An 18,521-nucleotide genomic window follows, 5' to 3' on the forward strand; every position below is an offset into this window, starting at 1 on the left:
GCCGTACGCCCTGTCGGCACGGACCCCGTCCGGGCCTGATACGCGGTCGGCCAGGACACCGGACGTGGTGCGCCGCCGGCCTCCGGCGCCGGTTCGGACAACTGCGGCGAGCCGGCACGCTGCCCGACGGCGACGAGCGAGGAGCGGAGCCTCTGCTGCCACTCGACGGCCAGGTGCGCGGCTTGGTGGTCGATCCGCCGCCAGAGCGGCCGAGTCCGTGATCGTCGGGCTCGGCGAAGGCACAGCCAGGAAGTTCCTCCTGAAGGTCCCCCTTCACGCGGGGCGGCAGCCTGCCGCCAGTCCGCGCCGCTCACACCACGGTCCCAGCAGGCCCCCCAAACCGGCCTTTCAGGCCCCTGCCGTGCGCTCACGTCCCACCGAAGTCACGACGCGCCGCCACCCAGTGGGGGTGCGAACGCAAGCGAACGACGCGGCGGATCTATTGACGTCACTCGTCAACTCTCATAGTTTTCCATCGCCTTGGCAGTTTGAAACGATTCAGCTCACTGCCGACGCTCGCTGTGTGCTGCCGTCGAACCGGTCGTCGTCCACCCGCCACAGGCTGCGCCCGGACCGGGAGCCGCCGTCCGAGCCCACCGCTCAGCCCGGCCGTCCTGCTTCGCCTGACCCGCGTGAAGGAGTACTCCGTTGGCAAGCCAGACCACTCCCCCCGCCCCCGACTCGGCCCCGCACCCCGAACAACCCCCGTTCAGCCGACGCCACTTCCTCGGCACGGCATCGGCGCTGGCCGCGGGTGCCCTCGCGACGGGAGCCGCCGGCCGCGCACAGGCGGCCACCGGCACACCGCGCGCCGAGCCCGTCGAGCTGTCCGGGGCCCATTGGATCTGGTACCCGGAAGGGAGTCCCGGCACCGACGCCCCCACCGGACACCGCTACTTCCGTACCGCATTCACCGTCGCGGCGGGCGAGGTGACCGACGCACAGCTCGTCGTCACCGGCGACGACACCGTCGATGTGTGGCTCAACGGGAAGCCTCTGGCCGGCTCGCCCAGAGTCGCCCGGTCCTGGCGCAACGCGCTGTACGTGGATCTGCGGTCGGCCGTGACCCCGGGGAGCAACACCCTGGCGCTGGCAAGCCGGAACCAGGGTGGCTCGGCCGGGGTCATCGCACGGCTGCGCGTCGTGACCACTGGCGGCACGACCGATGTCGTCACCGACGGCCGCTGGGTCGCGGGCAAGGCCGTGTCCTCGGGATGGGAACAGCCCGGCTCCGGTGTCGAAGGCTGGCCGGCCGCCCGCGATCTCGGCGCCTACGGAACGGCACCCTGGTACGCCCAGGTCGCAGCCCCCGATCTCGCCGCGCCGTCACCGCTGAGCGTGGACGCCTGCACCGTGGAGCGTCGCGCCAGCCCGCTGGGCGTGGACGCGGCACACCCGCGCTTCGGCTGGGTCCTCGACTCGACGGAGCAGCAGCAGCGCCAGGGCGGCTACCGGATCCAGGTCTCCTCCACGGCCCGGGGCTCCGGCGACCTGTGGGACAGCGGCCGGGTCCCGTCCGACCGGCAGATCGACATCGTCTACGCAGGCAAGCCCCTGAAGAGCCTGACCCGCTACTTCTGGCGGATGCGCGTCTGGGACGTCCAGGGCCGGGCGACCTCGTGGAGCAAGCCGCGGTGGTTCGAGACCGGGCTGCTCGCGGCTGCGGACGAGTGGACCGCCTCGTTCATCGGGCGGCCGCCGGGTCCTGATCTGTCGGGGGCCACCTGGATCTGGTACCCGGAGGGCGATCCCGCGGCCGGGGTACCCGCCGCCACCCGCTTCTTCCGGCGCACCTTCGGCTTGACCGGCGTACCTGCCGTCGCGAGCCTGATCGTGACCGGGGACGACACCGCGGACGTCTGGGTCAACGGGGCTCCGGTGAGCACCTCGAGACGAGTGACCGACTCGTGGAAGAGCGCCGCACTGGTCGATGTCACCGCGCACCTTCGGAGCGGCGACAACACCATCGCGGTCGCGAGCCGGAACACGAGCCAGTCACCGGCCGCGGTCATCGCCAAACTCGTGCTGCCCGACGGCCCGACCGTGGTGACGGACGGATCGTGGAAGGCCCACCAGGACGCGCCCTCGGGCTGGGAAGACCCCGGATACGACGACGGGGACTGGCCCGCGGCACGCGCGGTCGCCTCGTACGGTGGCGGCCCATGGGGATCCGGCGTCCGGGTCGTCGGACCGGCCCCGCTCCTGCGCAAGAGCTTCACCGTGCGCGGGCGAGTCGCCTCGGCACGGCTGCTGACCACCGCACTCGGTCTGCACGAGACCCGGCTCAACGGTGCGAAGATCGGCGAAGACGTGCTGGCCCCCGGGTGGACCGACTACACCAGGCGCGTGCAGTACAAGGTGTTCGACGTCACCGCGCACGTCCGGCGGGGAGCGAACGTGCTCGGCGCATGGCTCGGCAACGGCTGGTTCTCCGGCAGTCTGGGCTTCGCCGGCAACCAGCGCTACGGCACCCAGCCGTTCTACGCGGCGCAGCTGCTCATTGCCTTCACCGACGGATCCAGGCAGCTGGTGACGACGGACGGCAGCTGGAAGACCGGCACCGGCGCCATCACGGCGGACGATCTGTACCACGGCGAAACCTACGACGCGCGTCTGCACACCGAAGGCTGGGACTCGGCCGGCTTCGACGACGGCGACTGGGCGACCGTCGCCGTCCACGACGGGCCCACTCCCCCACTGGTGGCCCAGGTCGACAACGGTGTCACCGTCCAGCACGAGTTCCGCTCCGTGTCGACCACCCAACCGCAGCCAGGGGTGTGGATCTTCGACATGGGGCAGAACTTCACCGGCTGGAACCGCATCGCCGTGCGCGGCGACGCCGGCACCACGGTCACCGTCCGGCACGGAGAGGTCCTCAACCCCGACGGCACGCTCTACACCACGAACCTGCGCGCCGCCCAGGCCACCGACTGTTTCACCCTCGCCGGCACCGGCAGCGTCGAGACGTACGAGCCCCGGTTCACCGTCCACGGCTACCGCTACGTCGAACTCAGCGGACTTCCTTCCGGTTTCCGGCCCGGCGACACCACCGTCATCGGCCGCGCGGTATGGACCGACGCCGGGCAGCCGGGCACGTTCAGCACCTCCGACGCGCTGGTCAACAAGCTGCAGCACAACATCGTGTGGGGCGAGCGCGGCAACATGCTCTCGATCCCGACCGACTGCCCCCAGCGGGACGAACGCCTCGGCTGGACAGGCGACATCGCCGCCTTCTGCGCGACCTCCGCGTTCAATCTCGACACGCACGCCCTCCTGACCAAATTCGTCGACGACCTGACGGACGCCCAGCAGGCCAACGGCGCCTTCACCGACGTCGCGCCCGCGGTCATCGCCGGTTCCGGCACTGCCGGATGGGGTGACGCGGGAACGATCATTCCCTACACGCTGTGGCAGCGCTTCGGCGACCTCACCGTCGTCGACCAGCACTTCACGGCCATGGCCAAGTGGGTCGACTATCTGCGCGAGACCTCCGGCAGCGACCTGATACGCAATCAGCAGACCTTCGGCGACTGGCTGAACGTCAACGACAACACGGCTCAGGACCTCATCTGCACGGCCTACTTCGCCTGGTCGGCACGTCTGGTGTCCCGTATGGCGGCCGCCACCGGCCGCAGCGCGGAGGCCACCGCCTACGGACAACTCGCCGACCAGGTGGCAGCGGCCTTCCGCACCCGATTCGTCACGGACGACGGCACCGTCCGTGGCAACACCCAGACCGGTTATGTGCTGGCGCTGGCCTTCGAGTTGCTGCCCTCCTCCCTGGCCCGGCCGGCCGCGGACAAGCTCGCCGCCAAGGTCGCGGCGACGGACGGACACCTCAGCGTCGGCTTCCTCGGCGTGGAGAACCTGCTGCCCGTACTGGCCGACCACGGCCATGTCGAGACCGCCTACCGGATCCTGCTGCAACGCGACTTCCCCGGCTGGGGCTACATGATCGACCAGGGCGCCACCACGATCTGGGAACGCTGGGACGGCATCCGCACCGACGGCTCGTTCAACGACCCGGGCATGAATTCCTTCAACCACTACGGTCTCGGCTCGGTCGGCGACTTCCTCTATCGCCAGGTCGGCGGACTCGCCCCCGCCGGCCCCGGCTACGCCTCGCTGCGCATCGCGCCGCGGCCGGGCGGCGGACTGACCTCCGCCGTCAGCACGTACGCCACTCCCTACGGCAGCGCGTCGAGCAGCTGGTCGGTCTCCGGCAGCCGGCTGACACTTCACGTCACCGTCCCCGTCAACACGTTCGCCACCGTCACGGTGCCCACCCCACGGCCGGAATCGGTCGCCGCCCCGGCCCAGGCCGTCCCGACAGGCCCGGCGAGCTACCACCTGCCGGCCGGGCACTACACCTTCACCGCGGCTGCCTGACCGCCGTCGGCATGCGGGGACGGAGGAGCAGCACCGTCCCCGCACATCCGGCGTGGAACGGGACCCGGACGCTGTCTGAGGTGCGTCGGCACATCGCATCCGGCCCCCGGTCCCGCCGCCCGCCACCCGCCACCCGCCGTAAGCAGACGCGTGCGGCTCTGTCCCGACCGCCTGGCGTGGCGCCCGGCGGGGTCCGGCCCCCGTAAGGGCGCGGAACCGTCAGAAGTCGTCCGCGCCGTTGCGGAGTTCGGGTGTCCAGTAGCCGGTAAGGGCCTTGGCGGGGTCGACGGCGACACCACCGCTGCCGGGCGCGGTGACGGCGATGACGGTCGAGTCGCCGTCGAGCACGACGGAGAACGCCGAGACGGGCTCGTTGTCCTCGTCGGTGCCGCCGTCCGACAGCTTCACCAGCGCGTAGGCCGGTTCGCCCGCCTGAAGGACGACCGGTGTGCCCGGCCTGCTCTTGGCCACGGCCGGGACGTCCTGCTTGTGGCTCTCCAGGAACTGGATGTGCGGAAAGCCCGTCAGCCGGCAGGAGTGGCCGGAGGTGTTCTTCGCCGTCAGGACGAGGTGGGTGTAGGGCGGGCCGTCCTGGGTGGCGGCGGTGATGCCGACGTCCCCGGCGGCGCAGACCGGGGTCGTGGCGGAGGCCGTGTCGGAGTCGCCTCCTCCGGCGGTGCCCGTGGATCCCCCGGCGGCGGAACCGTTCGATTCGGCCGAGTCTGCCGGGGCCGTGGTGCCGGTCGCCTGTCCCTGGGCCGCGTCGGCCGTCGCGGAGGCGGCCGTCTGCCCGGCGGAGCCGCCGTCCGTGCCGTTCTGACAACCGGTGAGGGCGAGCGCGAGGACGGTCGCGCCCGCGGTGGCGAACAGGGTGGAGCGGTGACGCAGTGAGTTCATGAGAATGGTTTCCTGTGAGTGGTGCGGGGCCGCGGCGAACTGCCGTCGGCCGATGTCGGGGCGCGGTGGTCGCGCGGTCGTCAGTTGCCCTTGCCCGGGCGGTAGTCGGACGGGAGGGTGTGAACGAACTCGCGGGGGTCGTCGTGCGCGGCCTCCAGCAACTCGGGGACGCTGTGGTAACCGAGTGCGTACAGGTTCCGGCCGGGGTCCCAGGTGTTGTAGGCGTACATCGCGTTGCGCTTGGTCTTCATGTGGGAGCCGGGGATGTTCAGCACGTACGCCGCGCCGTCCGCGCGCCGGGCACGCGGACGCGCGTAGGCGTAGACGTGGTGGAAACGCACGTCCGAGATCGTGCCGTCGTTCATCAGCCGGTAGGCCACGTCGCTGCACGCCTTGTGCGTCTCGGTGTGCTCCAGCCAGCCGGCGGAGAACTTGTGAGACGCGCCGGGATACCGCTCCGCGAGGGCTTCCACCTTCGCCGTGATCCGGTCCACGAGCCGGTCGTAGGCCGCGGTGCTGGAGAAGCCGTCGTCCGCGATCTTGAAGTTGATGACCTTGTCCACGCCGAGCGCCTTCGCGGAGGCCATGAACTCGGCGGTCCGGGCGGCGACGATCTTGTCGGTGCCGTCGGTGGGCCAGGAGAGGTGGTGGCTGCCCCCGGCGGCGCACGGATGCGGGTCGGCCCATGTGGTCAGCGGGCACGGGTCGGTGTTCATGAGGCGGGCCAGATCAGGATTCCTGCCGTCACTGACCAGCACCAGATAGACGGGCCGCCCCGCCGCCTTGTGCTCCAGGATCGACCCGGCCAGGCCGATCGCGTCGTCGTCCTGGTGCGGCGAGTAGAAGATGGCCGGCTTGGTGGCGGCAGAGGCCGCGGGAGCCCGCACGGACTGGTGGACGACGGCCGCGGCGGTCAACGCCCCCGCTGCCAGAACGCTCCGCCTGGATACGGCGAAGGTCGGCCCATCGATGCTGTTCATCAGAGGTTCCCCGTTTGACGGTCGGTGGTCCGCACGACAGCGGACCTCACGGACGAGAGGAGGTCAGCCCCTCGCCCGCACCCAGTCGATCACTCCCACGACATGCGGCCCAGGCGGTTTCACCGGCAGAACTGCCGTCGGCCATACTTCTGCCGGGGCTCGCATCCGGACGGGTCCGGTGATCGGGGACATCGACTGTGTGGAGTGGCGCACCCGCCACGGGGGACTTCGGGCAGCAGCTGCGCGCGCTGCGCACGCACGCCGGACTCAGCCAGGAGGCACTGGCCCATGCCGGCGGCGTGAGCGTGCGCGCGTTGGCGGACATGGAACGCGGGCGGACCCGTGGACCGCAGCGCCGCACCGTGCGGGCACTGGCCGAAGCGCTGGGACTGGACGATGCCGCCGCCGGGCGACTGGAACAGGCCGCCGCCCTGGGCCGTCCTCGGAAAGCCCCCGCGCCGGCCGCGCACACCGCCCTGGCGTTGCCGCGCGACCTCCACGACTTCACGGCCCGCGGGCCGGCCCTCGCGCGTCTCGAGGAACTGGCGGAACACGCCGACCCCGCCCGTGCGGTGGTGACCGTGGTCACGGGCCAGCCGGGCCTGGGCAAGACCGCGTTCGCGGTGCGCGCCGCGCACCGACTCGCACCGCGCTTCCCGGACGGGCAGTACGCCCTCGACCTGCACGGCATGGATCCCGAGCCGACCACACCGCGCGACGCACTCGCCCGGTTGCTGCGGGCGCTGGGAGTCTCACCCGCCGCGATCCCGGCCGACACGGACGACCGGTCCGGGCTGTGGCGGTCCATGGTCGGCGACCGGCGCGTCCTTCTGCTGCTGGACAACGCTGCCGACGAGTCCCAGATCCGCCCCCTGCTGCCCGGCGACGGCCCGTCGCTGACGATCGTCACCAGCAGGAGCTCCCTGGCAGGCCTGGAGTCGGTCCATCGCACCGATCTGGCCCTCCTGCGGCGCGAGGAAGCGGTCCAGCTCCTGACCCGCGTCATCGGCCCGGAACGGATCCAGGCGGAGACCCAGGCCGCCCGTGACCTGGCCGACCTGTGCGGACACCTGCCCCTGGCCGTCCGGATCGCCGGCCAGCGGCTCCACAGCAGACCGCACGAGCGCCTCGACAAGCTCGTCGCCCGGCTCGCCGCCGAAGGCCGTCGACTGGACGGTCTCCAGGCCGGGAACCTGCGGATCCGCGCCGCCTTCGCCCTGTCGTACCGACAACTGGACCCGGCGGCACGGACGTTCCTGCGACGCGCCTCGCTCGCCGCCGGTCCCGACTTCAGCCCCGAGACAGTGGCCCTCCTGGCCGACCTGCCGTACGCCGACGCGGCGGCCTGTGCCGAGGAGTTGACCGACGCCGGGCTGCTGCAGAGCGACCCCGCCGCCGAGCGCTACCGGTTCCACGACCTGCTCAAGCTGTACGCCGCCGAGCAGACGGAAGCCGAGGACGATCCGCAGCAGCGAGACGCGGCCCTGGACCGGGCGGCCCGGTGGATGCTGCGCCGGGCCACCGCCGCCGCCCTCCGCTTCGACGTCGAACACCACCAGGACGCCCCGCACGGCGACCCCGATCCCGCCGGAGCGCCCCTCGACCGGGAAGAGGCCCGGGCCTGGCTGGAGAACGAACGCCACGAATGGCTCGCCGCACTGCGCCGTGCCCACGACGCCGGGCACCACCGGCAGGTCCTGGACACGGCGGAGGCGATGCACTGGTTCTCGGACCTCAACCAGCACTGGGAACTGTGGGCGGAGGTGTTCCGGCGCTCCGCCGACGCGGCCCGCGCCCTGGGCGACACACGGCAGGAGGCCGTCCACCTCAACTACCTGGCCTGGGCCTACAACCTCTGTCTCCACGACCCGCACGCCGCCCTGACGACCGCCGACGCCGCGCTCGTCGCGGCCCGTGACAGCCAGGACGAACTCCAGGTGGGCTGGGCGCTCGGCTATGGCGCCGGGGCCCTGCATCGGATGGGCCGGGCGGACGAAGCGCACGCGCGCCTGCGCGAGGCCGCCCGCTGCCTCGGCGCGCAGTCCTCCCCGCAGGCCCGGCTGGCCGAGCTCACCGTCCTGAACACTCTCGGCGCCCACCTGCGCCAGGCCGGCCGGACGGGCGAGGCCCTGGACATCCACCGCCGCTGCGCGGACATCTGCGGCAGCGGGATCCCGGGCATGCCCGACGGGCTGATCGCGATGTACCACGCCGTCGCCCACCAGCAGATCGGCAACGACCTGGCGGCCATGGGTCGTTGGCCCGAGGCCGAACCTCCGCTCCGCCTCGCCCTCGCACACTTCGAGACCGCGCAGATGCCCGCCTGGGCCGAGCCGGCCCGCCTCGACCTGGGCCGCGCCCTCAGCGCCCTGCGTCATCCGGAGGCCCGTCGGACGCTGCTCGCCGCCCGGGACGCCCTCGCCGCGCTGAGGAGCCCGCTGCAGGGCGACGCCGCCTCCGCCTTGGCCCTCGACGAACTGACCACGGGCTCCTGACACACGTGGCTTCGCCCGAGGCCGCGTACCTGACGGGGGAACTGCTGTACATCAACGGCAGTGCGGCGCTGGGGCGGTGCAGCGCGGTCCGCCCCGCGCCGAGCGGGGCGTGGGTGCCGGGCTCCGCTCGGGGACGATCGCCTACGGCGTGCCGGGGAGCCTGACCGTGACGAGGAGACCTCCGGTGGGGACGGGGACGAGGTCGAGGGTCCCGTCGTGGGCGCGGACGATGCTGTGCACGATGGCCAGGCCGAGGCCGACGCCGGCGTGCTCGTCGGTACGTACGCGTTCCGTTCCGCGCCGGAAGGGTTCGGTGAGGGTCGGTACCAGTTCCGGTGGGAGCCGACGGCCCGTGTTCTCCACCCGCAGCACGCTCGTGTCGCCGTGCGCCTCGGTGTGGACCGTCACGGTGCCGTCGGCGGGGAGGTTGTGGACGACGGCGTTCTGGACGAGGTTCGTCACCATCCGCAGCAGGAGCTCCGCGGAGCCGCTGGTCCGGGCCGCCACGCCGGTGACGTCGAGGATGATCCGGCGCTGTTCGGCGAGGGGAAGCAGCGTTTCGGCGGCCCCTTCGGCGAGGAGGGAGAGGTCGACGCTCTCGCGGGTGAAGTTGCCGCGGTCGCCGCGGCTGAGCAGCAGGAGGGCCTCGGTGAGGTCGATCGCCCGCGTATTGACGGCGTGCAGGCGTTCGATGAGTTCGTCCCGGTCCCGCGTGGGGTCCTTGCGGGCGACGTCGAGGAGTGTCCGCGAGATCGCCAGCGGGGTGCGCAGTTCGTGGGAGGCGTTCGCGGCGAGCCTCTGCTGCTCGGCGACGTGGGACTCGAGTTGGTCGAGCATCGAGTCGAACGCGTCGGAGAGCTCACGGAACTCGTCCTGGCTGCCCTTCATGCGGATCCGGTGGGACAGCGACCCCTTCCCGGCCATCCGTGCCGCGTCGGTGATCTGTGTGAGCGGTGCGAGCATCCGGCCGGCGAGGATCCATCCCCCCAACAGGCCGAACACGAGGAGGAAGGCCAGCGCCGTGGCCGCGGCGGGGGCGAAGCCGCGCAGGAGGTCGGAGCGGTTGGGCCCGACGATGATCACGGCACCGAACTTGTCCTGGAGGGATCTGGGGTCGTCGGCCGGTAGCCAGCGCAGCACGAATACCCACATGACGGCCAGCAGGAGAGTGCCGGCGACGAAGAGGAATCCGGCATAGCTGAGGGTCAGCTTCAGCCTGGCGCTGTGCCCTGGGCGTCTATGCATCGGTGCCGCCGGGGCCGGTGGCGATTCTGCCGGGTGCGCTGTCCTCGCCGGGGGCGACGGTGTTCGTACCGACGTCGATCCGGTAGCCGACGCCGGGCACCGTGGCGATGATCCAGGGTTCGCCGAGCCGTTTGCGCAGTGCGGAGACGGTGATGCGCACGGCGTTGGTGAGGGGGTCGGCGTGCTCGTCCCAGGCCCGTTCCAGCAGCTCTTCGGCGCTGACGACCCCGCCCTCGGCGGCGACGAGGACTTCGAGGACGGCGAACTGCTTACGGGTGAGCGCGACGTAGCGTCCGTCGCGGAAGACCTCCCGGCGGAAGGGGTCGAGCCGCAGGCCCGCGAGCTCGCGGACCGGGGGCCGGGCATGCGCGCGTCTGCGGTCGAGCGCCCTCAGCCGCAGGACGAGCTCCCGCAGCTCGAACGGTTTGGTGAGGTAGTCGTCGGCGCCCAGCCCGAAGCCGGAGGCCTTGTCGTCGATCCGGTCGGCGGCGGTGAGCATGAGGATCGGGATGCCGCTGCCGGAGGCGACGATGCGCCGGGCGACCTCGTCGCCGGAGGGGCCGGGGATGTCGCGGTCGAGGACCGCGAGGTCGTAGGAGTTGACGCTGAGCAGTTCCAGGGCGGAGTCGCCGTCGCCGGCGATGTCGGCGGCGATCGCCTCCAGCCGCAGACCGTCACGGACGGCTTCGGCCAGGTAGGGCTCGTCCTCCACGATCAGTACGCGCATGTCCGAAGCCTAAGCAGCACCGCATATCGCCGACGTATGCGGACACGGGTGTACACCTGGCACGCCGCCCCTCAGCCTGCCGGCGCGGGGCGAGGCCGGTCCGACGGCGCTTCCGCCGTGGTGCGCCACCAGCGGCGCGACGCCAGCGCGGCCAGCACGGCGCCGACGGCGTTGACCAGTACGTCGTCCACGGAGGACACCCGGTCCAGCCGCAGGACGTACTGTGCGGTTTCGACCAGGGCCGAGCAGCCCGCCCCGAGGGCCAGGATCCGCGGCAGGGAGGCCAACGCCGCGAACCGCATCGGGGCGAAGAACCCCAGCGACGCGAAGACCAGCAGGTTGCCGACGATCCCGAGGGGCCCCATCGTGACCAGGTCCCGCAGCGGTACCAGGCTCACCCGGGCAGGGGCGGTGTCGGCCTCGCCGCCGGGCATCATGGTCAGCCACAGGAACGGCACCGTGCCGTGGACCATGCCCACCTCGGCCAGCGACATCCGCCACGCCGACGTGACGCCTGCTGCACGCCGACGGAGGGCCAGAGCCCACACCACCAGCACGGCCAACGGCAGCGCGACCAACGTCATGAGCACCACGCCGTTGAAGGTGTCGAAGCAGCCGTGCCACCGCCCGGCCATGCACATCGGAGCGGACATCATGAGCGGCCGCCGTACGACGAACGCGGCGCTCGCCGTGGCGAGGATCGCCAGGCAGAGCAGCACGATCGTGCGCGTACGGCGGGACGGTGCCGACAGGGATGCGTTGTGATTCACGCCCCCATTGGAGAGCGAGGGCCGTTGCGGTGGCGTATGCGGTTTTCGATACGCCCGCGATACGCGGAATCACCGGCAGCCGCACGACAGCGGAACCCCCGGCATCAAGGGACGGGCGCGAGTCGGCAGTGAGACGGTCCCGCCACTGGTGAGCGCGCCCGGGAACAGCGGCGGCCCACCGCGGCCGAGTCGGACACCTGGTTCCGGTGACTCGGCCGCGGTGGGCCTCCAGGGCTGAGGGCTACAGCGTCGAGCCGAAGCTCCAGTGCCCCGAACCGACCGCGTACACCGCCTCGGTGGCCGTGGCGCGCACCAGATGCGTGCCCTCGGGGGCGGTGGCACGGCCGTCACCGGTGGGGACGTGGATCTCCGCCGTGCTGCCGGCCGGTACCTCCACCGTCAGACGGAAGCGGCCGTCCGTGCGGGCCCAGTCGGTGCGGGCCAGACCGTAGGGGGTGCGGTACGAGCCGGACGCCGAAGTCAGGTCGCCCTCGACGGCCGGGTCGATGAGCAGTTCCGCGTAGCCCACCGATCCGGGCGTCTGTGCGATGCCGGCGACCCTGCTGGTGAACCAGGAGTCGATGGCTCCGAGCATGAAGTGGTTCTGCGACTGGCCCGGGCCGCCGTCCCAGGACTCGCCCAGCGTGGTGTTGCCGGCGGCCACCTGGTAGCCGTAGCTGGGGCTGGTGGTTTGGGTGGCGATGCGCTGGACGACGTCGTCGCGGCCGGCCTCGGACAGGACCCGGAAGGCGGCGGGCAGGGAGATCTCACCCAGCAGCAGGTGGAAGCCCGCGGTCTCGACGGCTCCGGTGAAGTGGGACAGCAGGCGGTCCTTCTGCCCTTCCGGGTAGGCGCCCATGTCGAGGGCGAGGGCTTCCGCCCCCTGGCCGCCGCCCGCGAAGGTGCCGGTCGCCGCGTCGTAGTACTTGGCCGCCAGGGCCCGGGCGGCGGTGTCGGCCTGCGTCCGGTGGTCCGCGGCCGCCGCGTCGTCGCCGAGGACGGTGGAGATCCGGGCGAGGGCGTCCACGACGCGCCAGTAGCCGTACGTCCCGGCCACGGCGCGCGGGAACGTGCGGTCCGGGGTGAACCAGTCGCCGAGGCCGTAGTCGAGGATGCCTTCGGCCACCTGGGTCTGGAGGAAGGCCGCGTACTGGCGCATGCGGGGGTAGTAGGTGCGCAGGGTGTCGGTGTCGCCGTAGGTGGTGTAGAGCTGCCAGGGCACCAGGACGAAGGCGCCGCCCCAGTTGGAGTCGTTGCGGTAGGCGCCCGGCAGGCTCGTGTACTCGGGAACGGTGCTGGGGATCAGGCCCTCGGCGGTCTGCGCGTCGGCCATGTCCCGGACGATCTTGCGCAGGTGGGCCTGCATGTCGTAGTTGGCGGCCAGTGCGGGGAAGACCAGCTGGTCCTGTTCGAGCCAGCCCAGCTTCTCCCGGCTCGGGCAGTCGGTGAGGACGCTCATCATGTTGCCCTCGACGGCCCGGCGGATCAGGCCGTGGATGCCGTTGATCAGCGGGTCGGAGCTGGTGAAGGTGCCGGCCGAGGCGTTGTCGGTGCGCAGCACCTTGCCGCGCACGGTGACCTTCGCCCCGTCGGGCAGGCCCCTCAACTCCAGGTAGCGGAAGCCGTGGTAGCCGAACGTCGGATGCCAGGTGGCGCCGCGCGTGTCGCGGGTGGTGTAGCTGTCCCACAGGGGGCCGCCGACGTTGCTGATGGACTGGAAGGCGTGGCCGTCCTTGAGGCTCTCGGCAGGGTAGACGCGGACCTCCGTGCCGGCGGGGGCGCTGACGGTGATCTCCGGCCAGCCGACGATGTTGCGGCCCAGATCGAAGACGCGGCTCCCCGCGGCTGCGTCGATCTCCTTGCCGGTGAGGGTCTGCACGACCCGGATCGGTTCGGTCTCCCGGGCGCTGAGCGCGGCGGGCGCGTCCGTGGTGCCCGGGGCGGCGACGGTGACCGCGCGGTCCCAGGACCGGTGGTCGCCCCGGGGCTCGTCCCAGTGCGGGAGCTCGCGGCGGGCGTCGTGGTCCTCGCCGCCGTACCAGTTGCTGGAGGTCGTGGGGCCGAGTGCGGTGCGCCAGTCGTCGCCGGTCTTCACGGTGCGGCGGCTGCCGTCGGCGAGGGTCATCTCCAGCTGCGCGATGAGCTTGGGGTCGCTGATGTTGCCGTGCAGCTTGCGGTAGCGGTCGGCGGTGCTGACGACGTTGGACATCCCGTTGCCCAGCGCCACGCCGAGGGTGTTGGCGCCCGCTCGCAGCCGGTCGGTGACGTCGTAGGTGGCGTACTGGACGCGCTCGCGGTAGTCGGTGTTGGCCGGCTCCACCACGGCGTCGCCCACCGGCTCACCGTTCAGGGTGGCGTCGTAGATGCCCAGACCGGCGATGTACAGGCGGGCGCTGCGCACACCGCGCGACAGCGTGAAGTCGTCGGCCAGCAGCGGCAGTCCGGCCGGAAGGTACGGCTTCGGTGGCTGTTGGCCGGAGACCGCGGAGAGCTGGTTGTACGGTCCGGTCGCGGTGTCGGCCGTGGACAGGGCGTAGTCGACGGGGAAGTTCGGGACGCGGCCGTCGGCGGTGAGGACGTCCGCGCGCGGATAGAGCGCAACCTGGTCGAAGGTCTTCGCCGACTTGAGGTCGAGGGTGAGGGTGACGGGGGTGGCCGAGGTGTCGGCGGAGGTGTGTGCCGCGCTGGAGTAGCCGGCGGCGGTCTGCAGGGCGCTGTTGGGCAGACCGTCCACCGCGAGGGCGGGCTCGTAGGTCTTGCGGACGGTGGTCGTCTCGGAGGCGGTGACCGCGGCGCCCTTGGCGAGCCCCGCCGTGGCGGTCCGCGAGTCCCGTACGTCGATCTCGCCGAGCTGGAGCCGCCAGGTGCGGGCGTCGACGCTCTCCTTGAGCGGCAGGCCGAGGCGGGTCACGTCGAGCCGGAGGTAACGGGCGGTGGTGCGGGGCAGTTCGACGACGACCGGCTCGATCTGCCGCTCGCTCAATCGCCAGTCGGGGTGGGTGATCCAGTCGGCGTCCCAGTCGGACGCCCGGGTCAGCCCGGTCTCGAAGACGGCGGTGTCGCTCCAGCCGGACTCGCGGCCGGCCCCCGACCAGAGCATGATGCGCCAGTGGACGCGGGTGCGGGAGCCGAGCGCGCGGCCCGCGTAGGTCGTCTTCGGCACGGCGGAGGAGACCTTCCCGGAATCCCACAGGTCGGCCCGGCCGGACCGCAGGCGCTCGGCCGAGGTGGCCGCCTGGATGCGGTAGGCGCTCTGCAGGACGCCCGCGGTGCGGGCCGTGGTCTGCCAGCTGAGCACCGGGGTCGTGTCGTCGATGCCGAGCGCCTCGTCGAGATGCTGGGTGCGCAGGTGCCCCGGGGTGAGGGTGCCGGCGGTCGTGGCATGGGCCGTGACGGTGCCGGAGACGGCGGTGACGAAGGCGGTCACCGCGGCGGGCAGCAGGAGGGCGAGGCGCCGCCGTCCGACGCGGGATCTGGATCTGGGCATGGAGGTCCTTCAGTGAGTGATTCTGCGGGGAGTCGTTCCTTCGGCCGGGGGCGCGCGTCAGACGCGTTCGAGCACCGCGGTCACGCGGCGCCGGAATCGCAGGCTCACCGGGCCGAGCAGCCCGGAGGGAAGCGGCTTGTTGCGCTCGTTGGAGAGGGTGTTGGAGACGCGTACGGCGAGGCGGTTGGCCCCGGGGACGAGCAGACCGGTGACGTCCGTGACGAACGGCGTCCACAGCAGCGGTTCGAGTTCCTTGCCGTTAACCGTCACCCCGGCCACGTCCCGCACGTCGCCGAGGTCGAGCAGGACGCGCCGGCCGTCGAGGACCGCGCTGTCCACGTCGATCCGCGTGGTGTAGGTGCCGCTGCCGGAGAACAGCGGGGCGGTGGTGGTCCAGCTGCCGAGCGGGCCGGTGACCGGGGTGTCGCCGGCGCGGTCCAGGGTGAGCGTCCAGTCGCCGGTGACGGGGACCGGGGTGAGCGGGTCGTCGACGCGGACCGTGCCCCGGTAGGTGCGGCCGGAGTCGGTACCGGTGAGCCGATGGGTGCCGGGCTCCGACACCTCGACCGTGGCCCGCAGTTCGCGGCCGTGCCGCTGGACGGAGAGGACGTCCAGGGAGGCGTCCGTGAGGTGGGGCGGGGCCGTGGCGTTGCGGCGCACGACGACGATCCGGGTCTCGTACGCCTGGAAGGACAGCGGTATGTGCAGGCCGCGCCTGCTCGTCCGGTGGACGGGCGCCGGCGTGGTCTCACCGGTCGCCGGGTCCCACAGCTCCGGCACGCCCTCGGCTGCCAGGACCGCGGTGGTCGCGACGGCCGTGGCGCTCTCGTTGTTGAACAGGAAGGCGGTGTCGTCTCCCCGGGTGACGCGCAGGGCCCGGATCGCCTCCCGGGCGGGTTCCAGGACGGCGACCGCCGCGCCGGCGTCCTGCGCGGCCGCGCCCAGGGCGGTCACGTCGGCGACGCGGACCGCGTGTCCCCGTCCGAGGGTGCGGCTGCCGGAGACGCCGTCGCCGAACAGGTCGTTCAGGGCGCGGGTCAGGGAGCGGTCGTTGCCGTCGGCCTCGTCGGCGGGCAGCGTGCCCACGGCGACGACGGTGCCCCCGGCCCGGACGAAGTCGCTCAGGGTGCGGACGGTGGTCGCGTCCAGGGTCGGGACGACCGGCAGCACGACGAGGTCGTAGCGGGCGCTTCCGACGGCAAGGCGGCCGGACCGCACGCGGGCGTGGGCCAGCAGGTCCGGATCGCCGGTGAGGGCGCCCTCGTGGAGGAGGTCGAAGTCGACCTGGACGCGCTCCAGCGCGTAGGCGGCGTCGGCGAGGGCGCCGTCGATCCGGCCCTGCCGGTCGGTGCCGGACCACTGTTCGGCGGCCCGCTGCGGCTGGAGGATCGCCGTACGGGCGGCGGACGTGCCACGGCCGGCCTCCATGACCCGGCCGATCCACTCGGCGAGCGGACGCATGGACCACCACCAGGGTGCGCGGGGGCCGAAGGGCGGCGGGAAGTAGACGACGGCCTCGTCGGTCCACAGGGCGTGCAGGACGGTGAGGTTGACCCCGCGGGCGGCCTGCGCCCCGACGGTCGCGTGCACGAAGCCGGGCGTGACCTGCCAGCCCATGTTGCCGAACATCTCCATCAGGGCCCGCTCCCGGCCCATCTGGTGGGCGACCGAGACCGGGTTGCGCGGCAGCATGGTCTGCTGTCCGGCCACGTACTCGGCGGTGATGATGTCGCCGCCGGGGACCTGGGCCCACTGGTTGACCTTGTGCAGGTCGCCGGTGGTGGGGATGCGCTTGGTGGGGGCGGCCTCGTCGTAGAGCGGGTTGGTGATCAGTGCGACGTTCCGCTCCTCGCACCAGCGGGCCTGGGCGCGGAAGTACTGGGCGAACCGGTTGGAGACGGCCTGCCAGTAGCGGCCGCGCGCGATCCGGCCGGTGCGGCCGAGGTCGTCGAAGGCGGCGGCGTAGGCCACGCCGGGCTCGACGTCCACCGCGCGCAGCGCCTTGTCGAGCGTCGGCGACCAGGGCAGCCGCTTGAAGTGGGCCTCGGCGGAGGCGAAGAACGGCTCGTCGTCCCAGAATCCGGGGACGACGGTGCCGAAGTACCTGCGGAAGCGGCGGTGGTACTCGCCGGGGACGATGTCGAGGAAGAGCCGTACGGGCTCGTCGTCGAGCAGGTCCACGTAACTGCGGCTGTAGCCCTGGGTGTCGTCGACCAGCGGAACGCCGCCGAACAGGTCGATCTGCCAACGCCCCTCGGGGACGCTCCAGTTGCCGTCCTTCGCGAGCCGTGCCGTCAGGTCGACCACGTCGGACGCGTCGGTGGAGCCGGCCGGGCGGGCCGCGGCGGCGACGGCCGTGACGCCGAGGGACGCCCGCTCGGGGAAGTCGCCCGCGGCGGCCGCGTCGTCGAACGTCGTCGAGTACAGCGTGGTGCCGTCTGCCGCGATGACGGCGAGGCTGTCCCACAGGCCGCGTTCGTCACCGATCGCACGCACACCGACGCTCCCCGAGGGGTGGCGCTCGTCGGTCACGGAGCCCTTGTCCCGGCCGTCGAGGGTGACCGAGACGGTGGCGCCGCGGACGGTGACGGCGAGGGTGTGGTACTTGGTCTTGTTGAAGCCGTCGGTCCGGGTGCTGCGCAGCAGTTGCACGGGGTCGGCGTCCCGGGTCAGTCGCTGCACGGTGACGACACCGGTCTGGTCGAAGGCGACCGCGTAGCCGTCCAGGGCGTCCGCGGAGGCCCGTACGACGAGCCCTGCGGCGGTGTGGTCCGCCTTGGCGCTCGCGGTGACGGTCAGGTCGCTCCACCGCTCCCCGCCGCGCAGCACGGTGGCCCCGTCGAGGACCGCGGCGTCGGCGACCAGGTGTCCGGCCTCCACGCCCACGCCGGTGCTGCGGCGCAGGTCGGCGCGGGCCGGGCCCTGGACCACCGTGGTGGACCGCCACAGGGCCTTGAGCCGGAGGTCCGGGCGGGGCTGGTAGGTGTGGGAGCCGACCGTGCCGCCCTTGACGATGTACTCGCCGGCCCGGCCGCTCGGGAAGTGGTCGTCGTTGAACAGCCAGACGCGCATTCCGGTGCGTTCCGCGGTGCGCAGCACGTGCTCGACGATGTCGAACCAGTCCTCGGTGAAGAAGACGGGCCGCATGGCATCGTTGTCGAAGGAGAACAGGATCACCTCGTACATGCCCTTGTCCCGCAGGTCGGCGAGCTGCCGGTCGACGAGTTCCGCGGTGACGGGGCCGTTCCAGTACCAGTAGACGGTGGGACGGCTGTCCTTGGGCGGGTCGGTGAAGCGCCTGGTGGTGAAGGCGGCGGGTGCGGCGGCGGGTGACGGATCCCGGGGCGCGGCGGAGGCGGGCGGTACGGCGAGGCCGAGACCGGGCAGGCCCGTGGCGACGGCGGTGCCGATGCTCGCGGCGGCGACGAATCCACGTCTGGACAGCGGGACTTCGGGGATCTGGCCGGGGGTGATGTCGGACATGCGTGAGCTCCTGCGAAGTTCGGCGCGCGGCCGTGACGGATCGGAAGA

At 72.2% G+C, this 18,521-nt stretch carries 9 protein-coding genes; 2 read left to right on the forward strand and 7 right to left on the reverse strand.

Annotated elements, in window-relative coordinates:
• Window positions 1–648: 648 nt before the first annotated feature.
• Window positions 649–4,389 (forward strand): family 78 glycoside hydrolase catalytic domain, encoded by a 3,741-nt coding sequence (locus OG736_RS01390; RefSeq protein ID WP_327180710.1) that lies wholly within the window; start codon window positions 649–651, stop codon window positions 4,387–4,389.
• Window positions 4,390–4,608: 219 nt separating this feature from the next.
• Here OG736_RS01390 and OG736_RS01395 read toward each other — a convergent pair whose 3' ends face one another.
• The gene (locus OG736_RS01395; protein WP_327180711.1) at window positions 4,609–5,286 is read right to left on the reverse strand and encodes a DUF4232 domain-containing protein; all 678 of its coding nucleotides are present in this window, start codon (window positions 5,284–5,286) and stop codon (window positions 4,609–4,611) included.
• An 80-nt stretch (window positions 5,287–5,366) separates the two neighbouring features.
• Window positions 5,367–6,266, reverse strand: coding sequence for a PIG-L deacetylase family protein (locus tag OG736_RS01400; RefSeq protein WP_327180712.1), 900 nt, complete (start codon window positions 6,264–6,266; stop codon window positions 5,367–5,369).
• 197 nt (window positions 6,267–6,463) lie between these two features.
• Between OG736_RS01400 and OG736_RS01405 the strand changes: the two genes are divergently transcribed.
• Window positions 6,464–8,761 (forward strand): ATP-binding protein, encoded by a 2,298-nt coding sequence (locus OG736_RS01405; protein ID WP_327180713.1) that lies wholly within the window; start codon window positions 6,464–6,466, stop codon window positions 8,759–8,761.
• A 141-nt stretch (window positions 8,762–8,902) separates the two neighbouring features.
• Here the strand turns inward: OG736_RS01405 and OG736_RS01410 are convergent, their stop codons facing one another.
• From OG736_RS01410 to OG736_RS01430, 5 genes are all read right to left on the reverse strand, one after another.
• Window positions 8,903–10,006 carry a sensor histidine kinase gene (locus OG736_RS01410; RefSeq protein WP_327180714.1) on the reverse strand — a complete coding sequence of 368 codons (1,104 nt, stop codon included), beginning with the start codon at window positions 10,004–10,006 and terminating at the stop codon, window positions 8,903–8,905.
• Window positions 9,999–10,733, reverse strand: coding sequence for a response regulator transcription factor (locus OG736_RS01415; protein ID WP_327180715.1), 735 nt, complete (start codon window positions 10,731–10,733; stop codon window positions 9,999–10,001). The genes OG736_RS01410 and OG736_RS01415 overlap by 8 nt, the downstream gene beginning before the upstream one ends.
• Window positions 10,734–10,804: 71 nt before the next feature.
• Entirely contained in the window at window positions 10,805–11,503 is a 699-nt protein-coding gene (locus tag OG736_RS01420) for a VanZ family protein (RefSeq protein WP_327180716.1), read from the reverse strand.
• Window positions 11,504–11,744: 241 nt separating this feature from the next.
• Complete coding sequence (locus OG736_RS01425; protein WP_327180717.1) at window positions 11,745–14,990, reverse strand: family 78 glycoside hydrolase catalytic domain; 3,246 nt, start codon at window positions 14,988–14,990, stop codon at window positions 11,745–11,747.
• Window positions 14,991–15,047: 57 nt separating this feature from the next.
• Window positions 15,048–18,473 (reverse strand): glycosyl hydrolase, encoded by a 3,426-nt coding sequence (locus OG736_RS01430; RefSeq protein WP_327180718.1) that lies wholly within the window; start codon window positions 18,471–18,473, stop codon window positions 15,048–15,050.
• Window positions 18,474–18,521 lie beyond the last annotated feature (48 nt).

The sequence above is a fragment of the Streptomyces sp. NBC_01334 genome (assembly GCF_035983595.1).
Classification (GTDB): Bacteria; Actinomycetota; Actinomycetes; order Streptomycetales; family Streptomycetaceae; genus Streptomyces; species Streptomyces coriariae.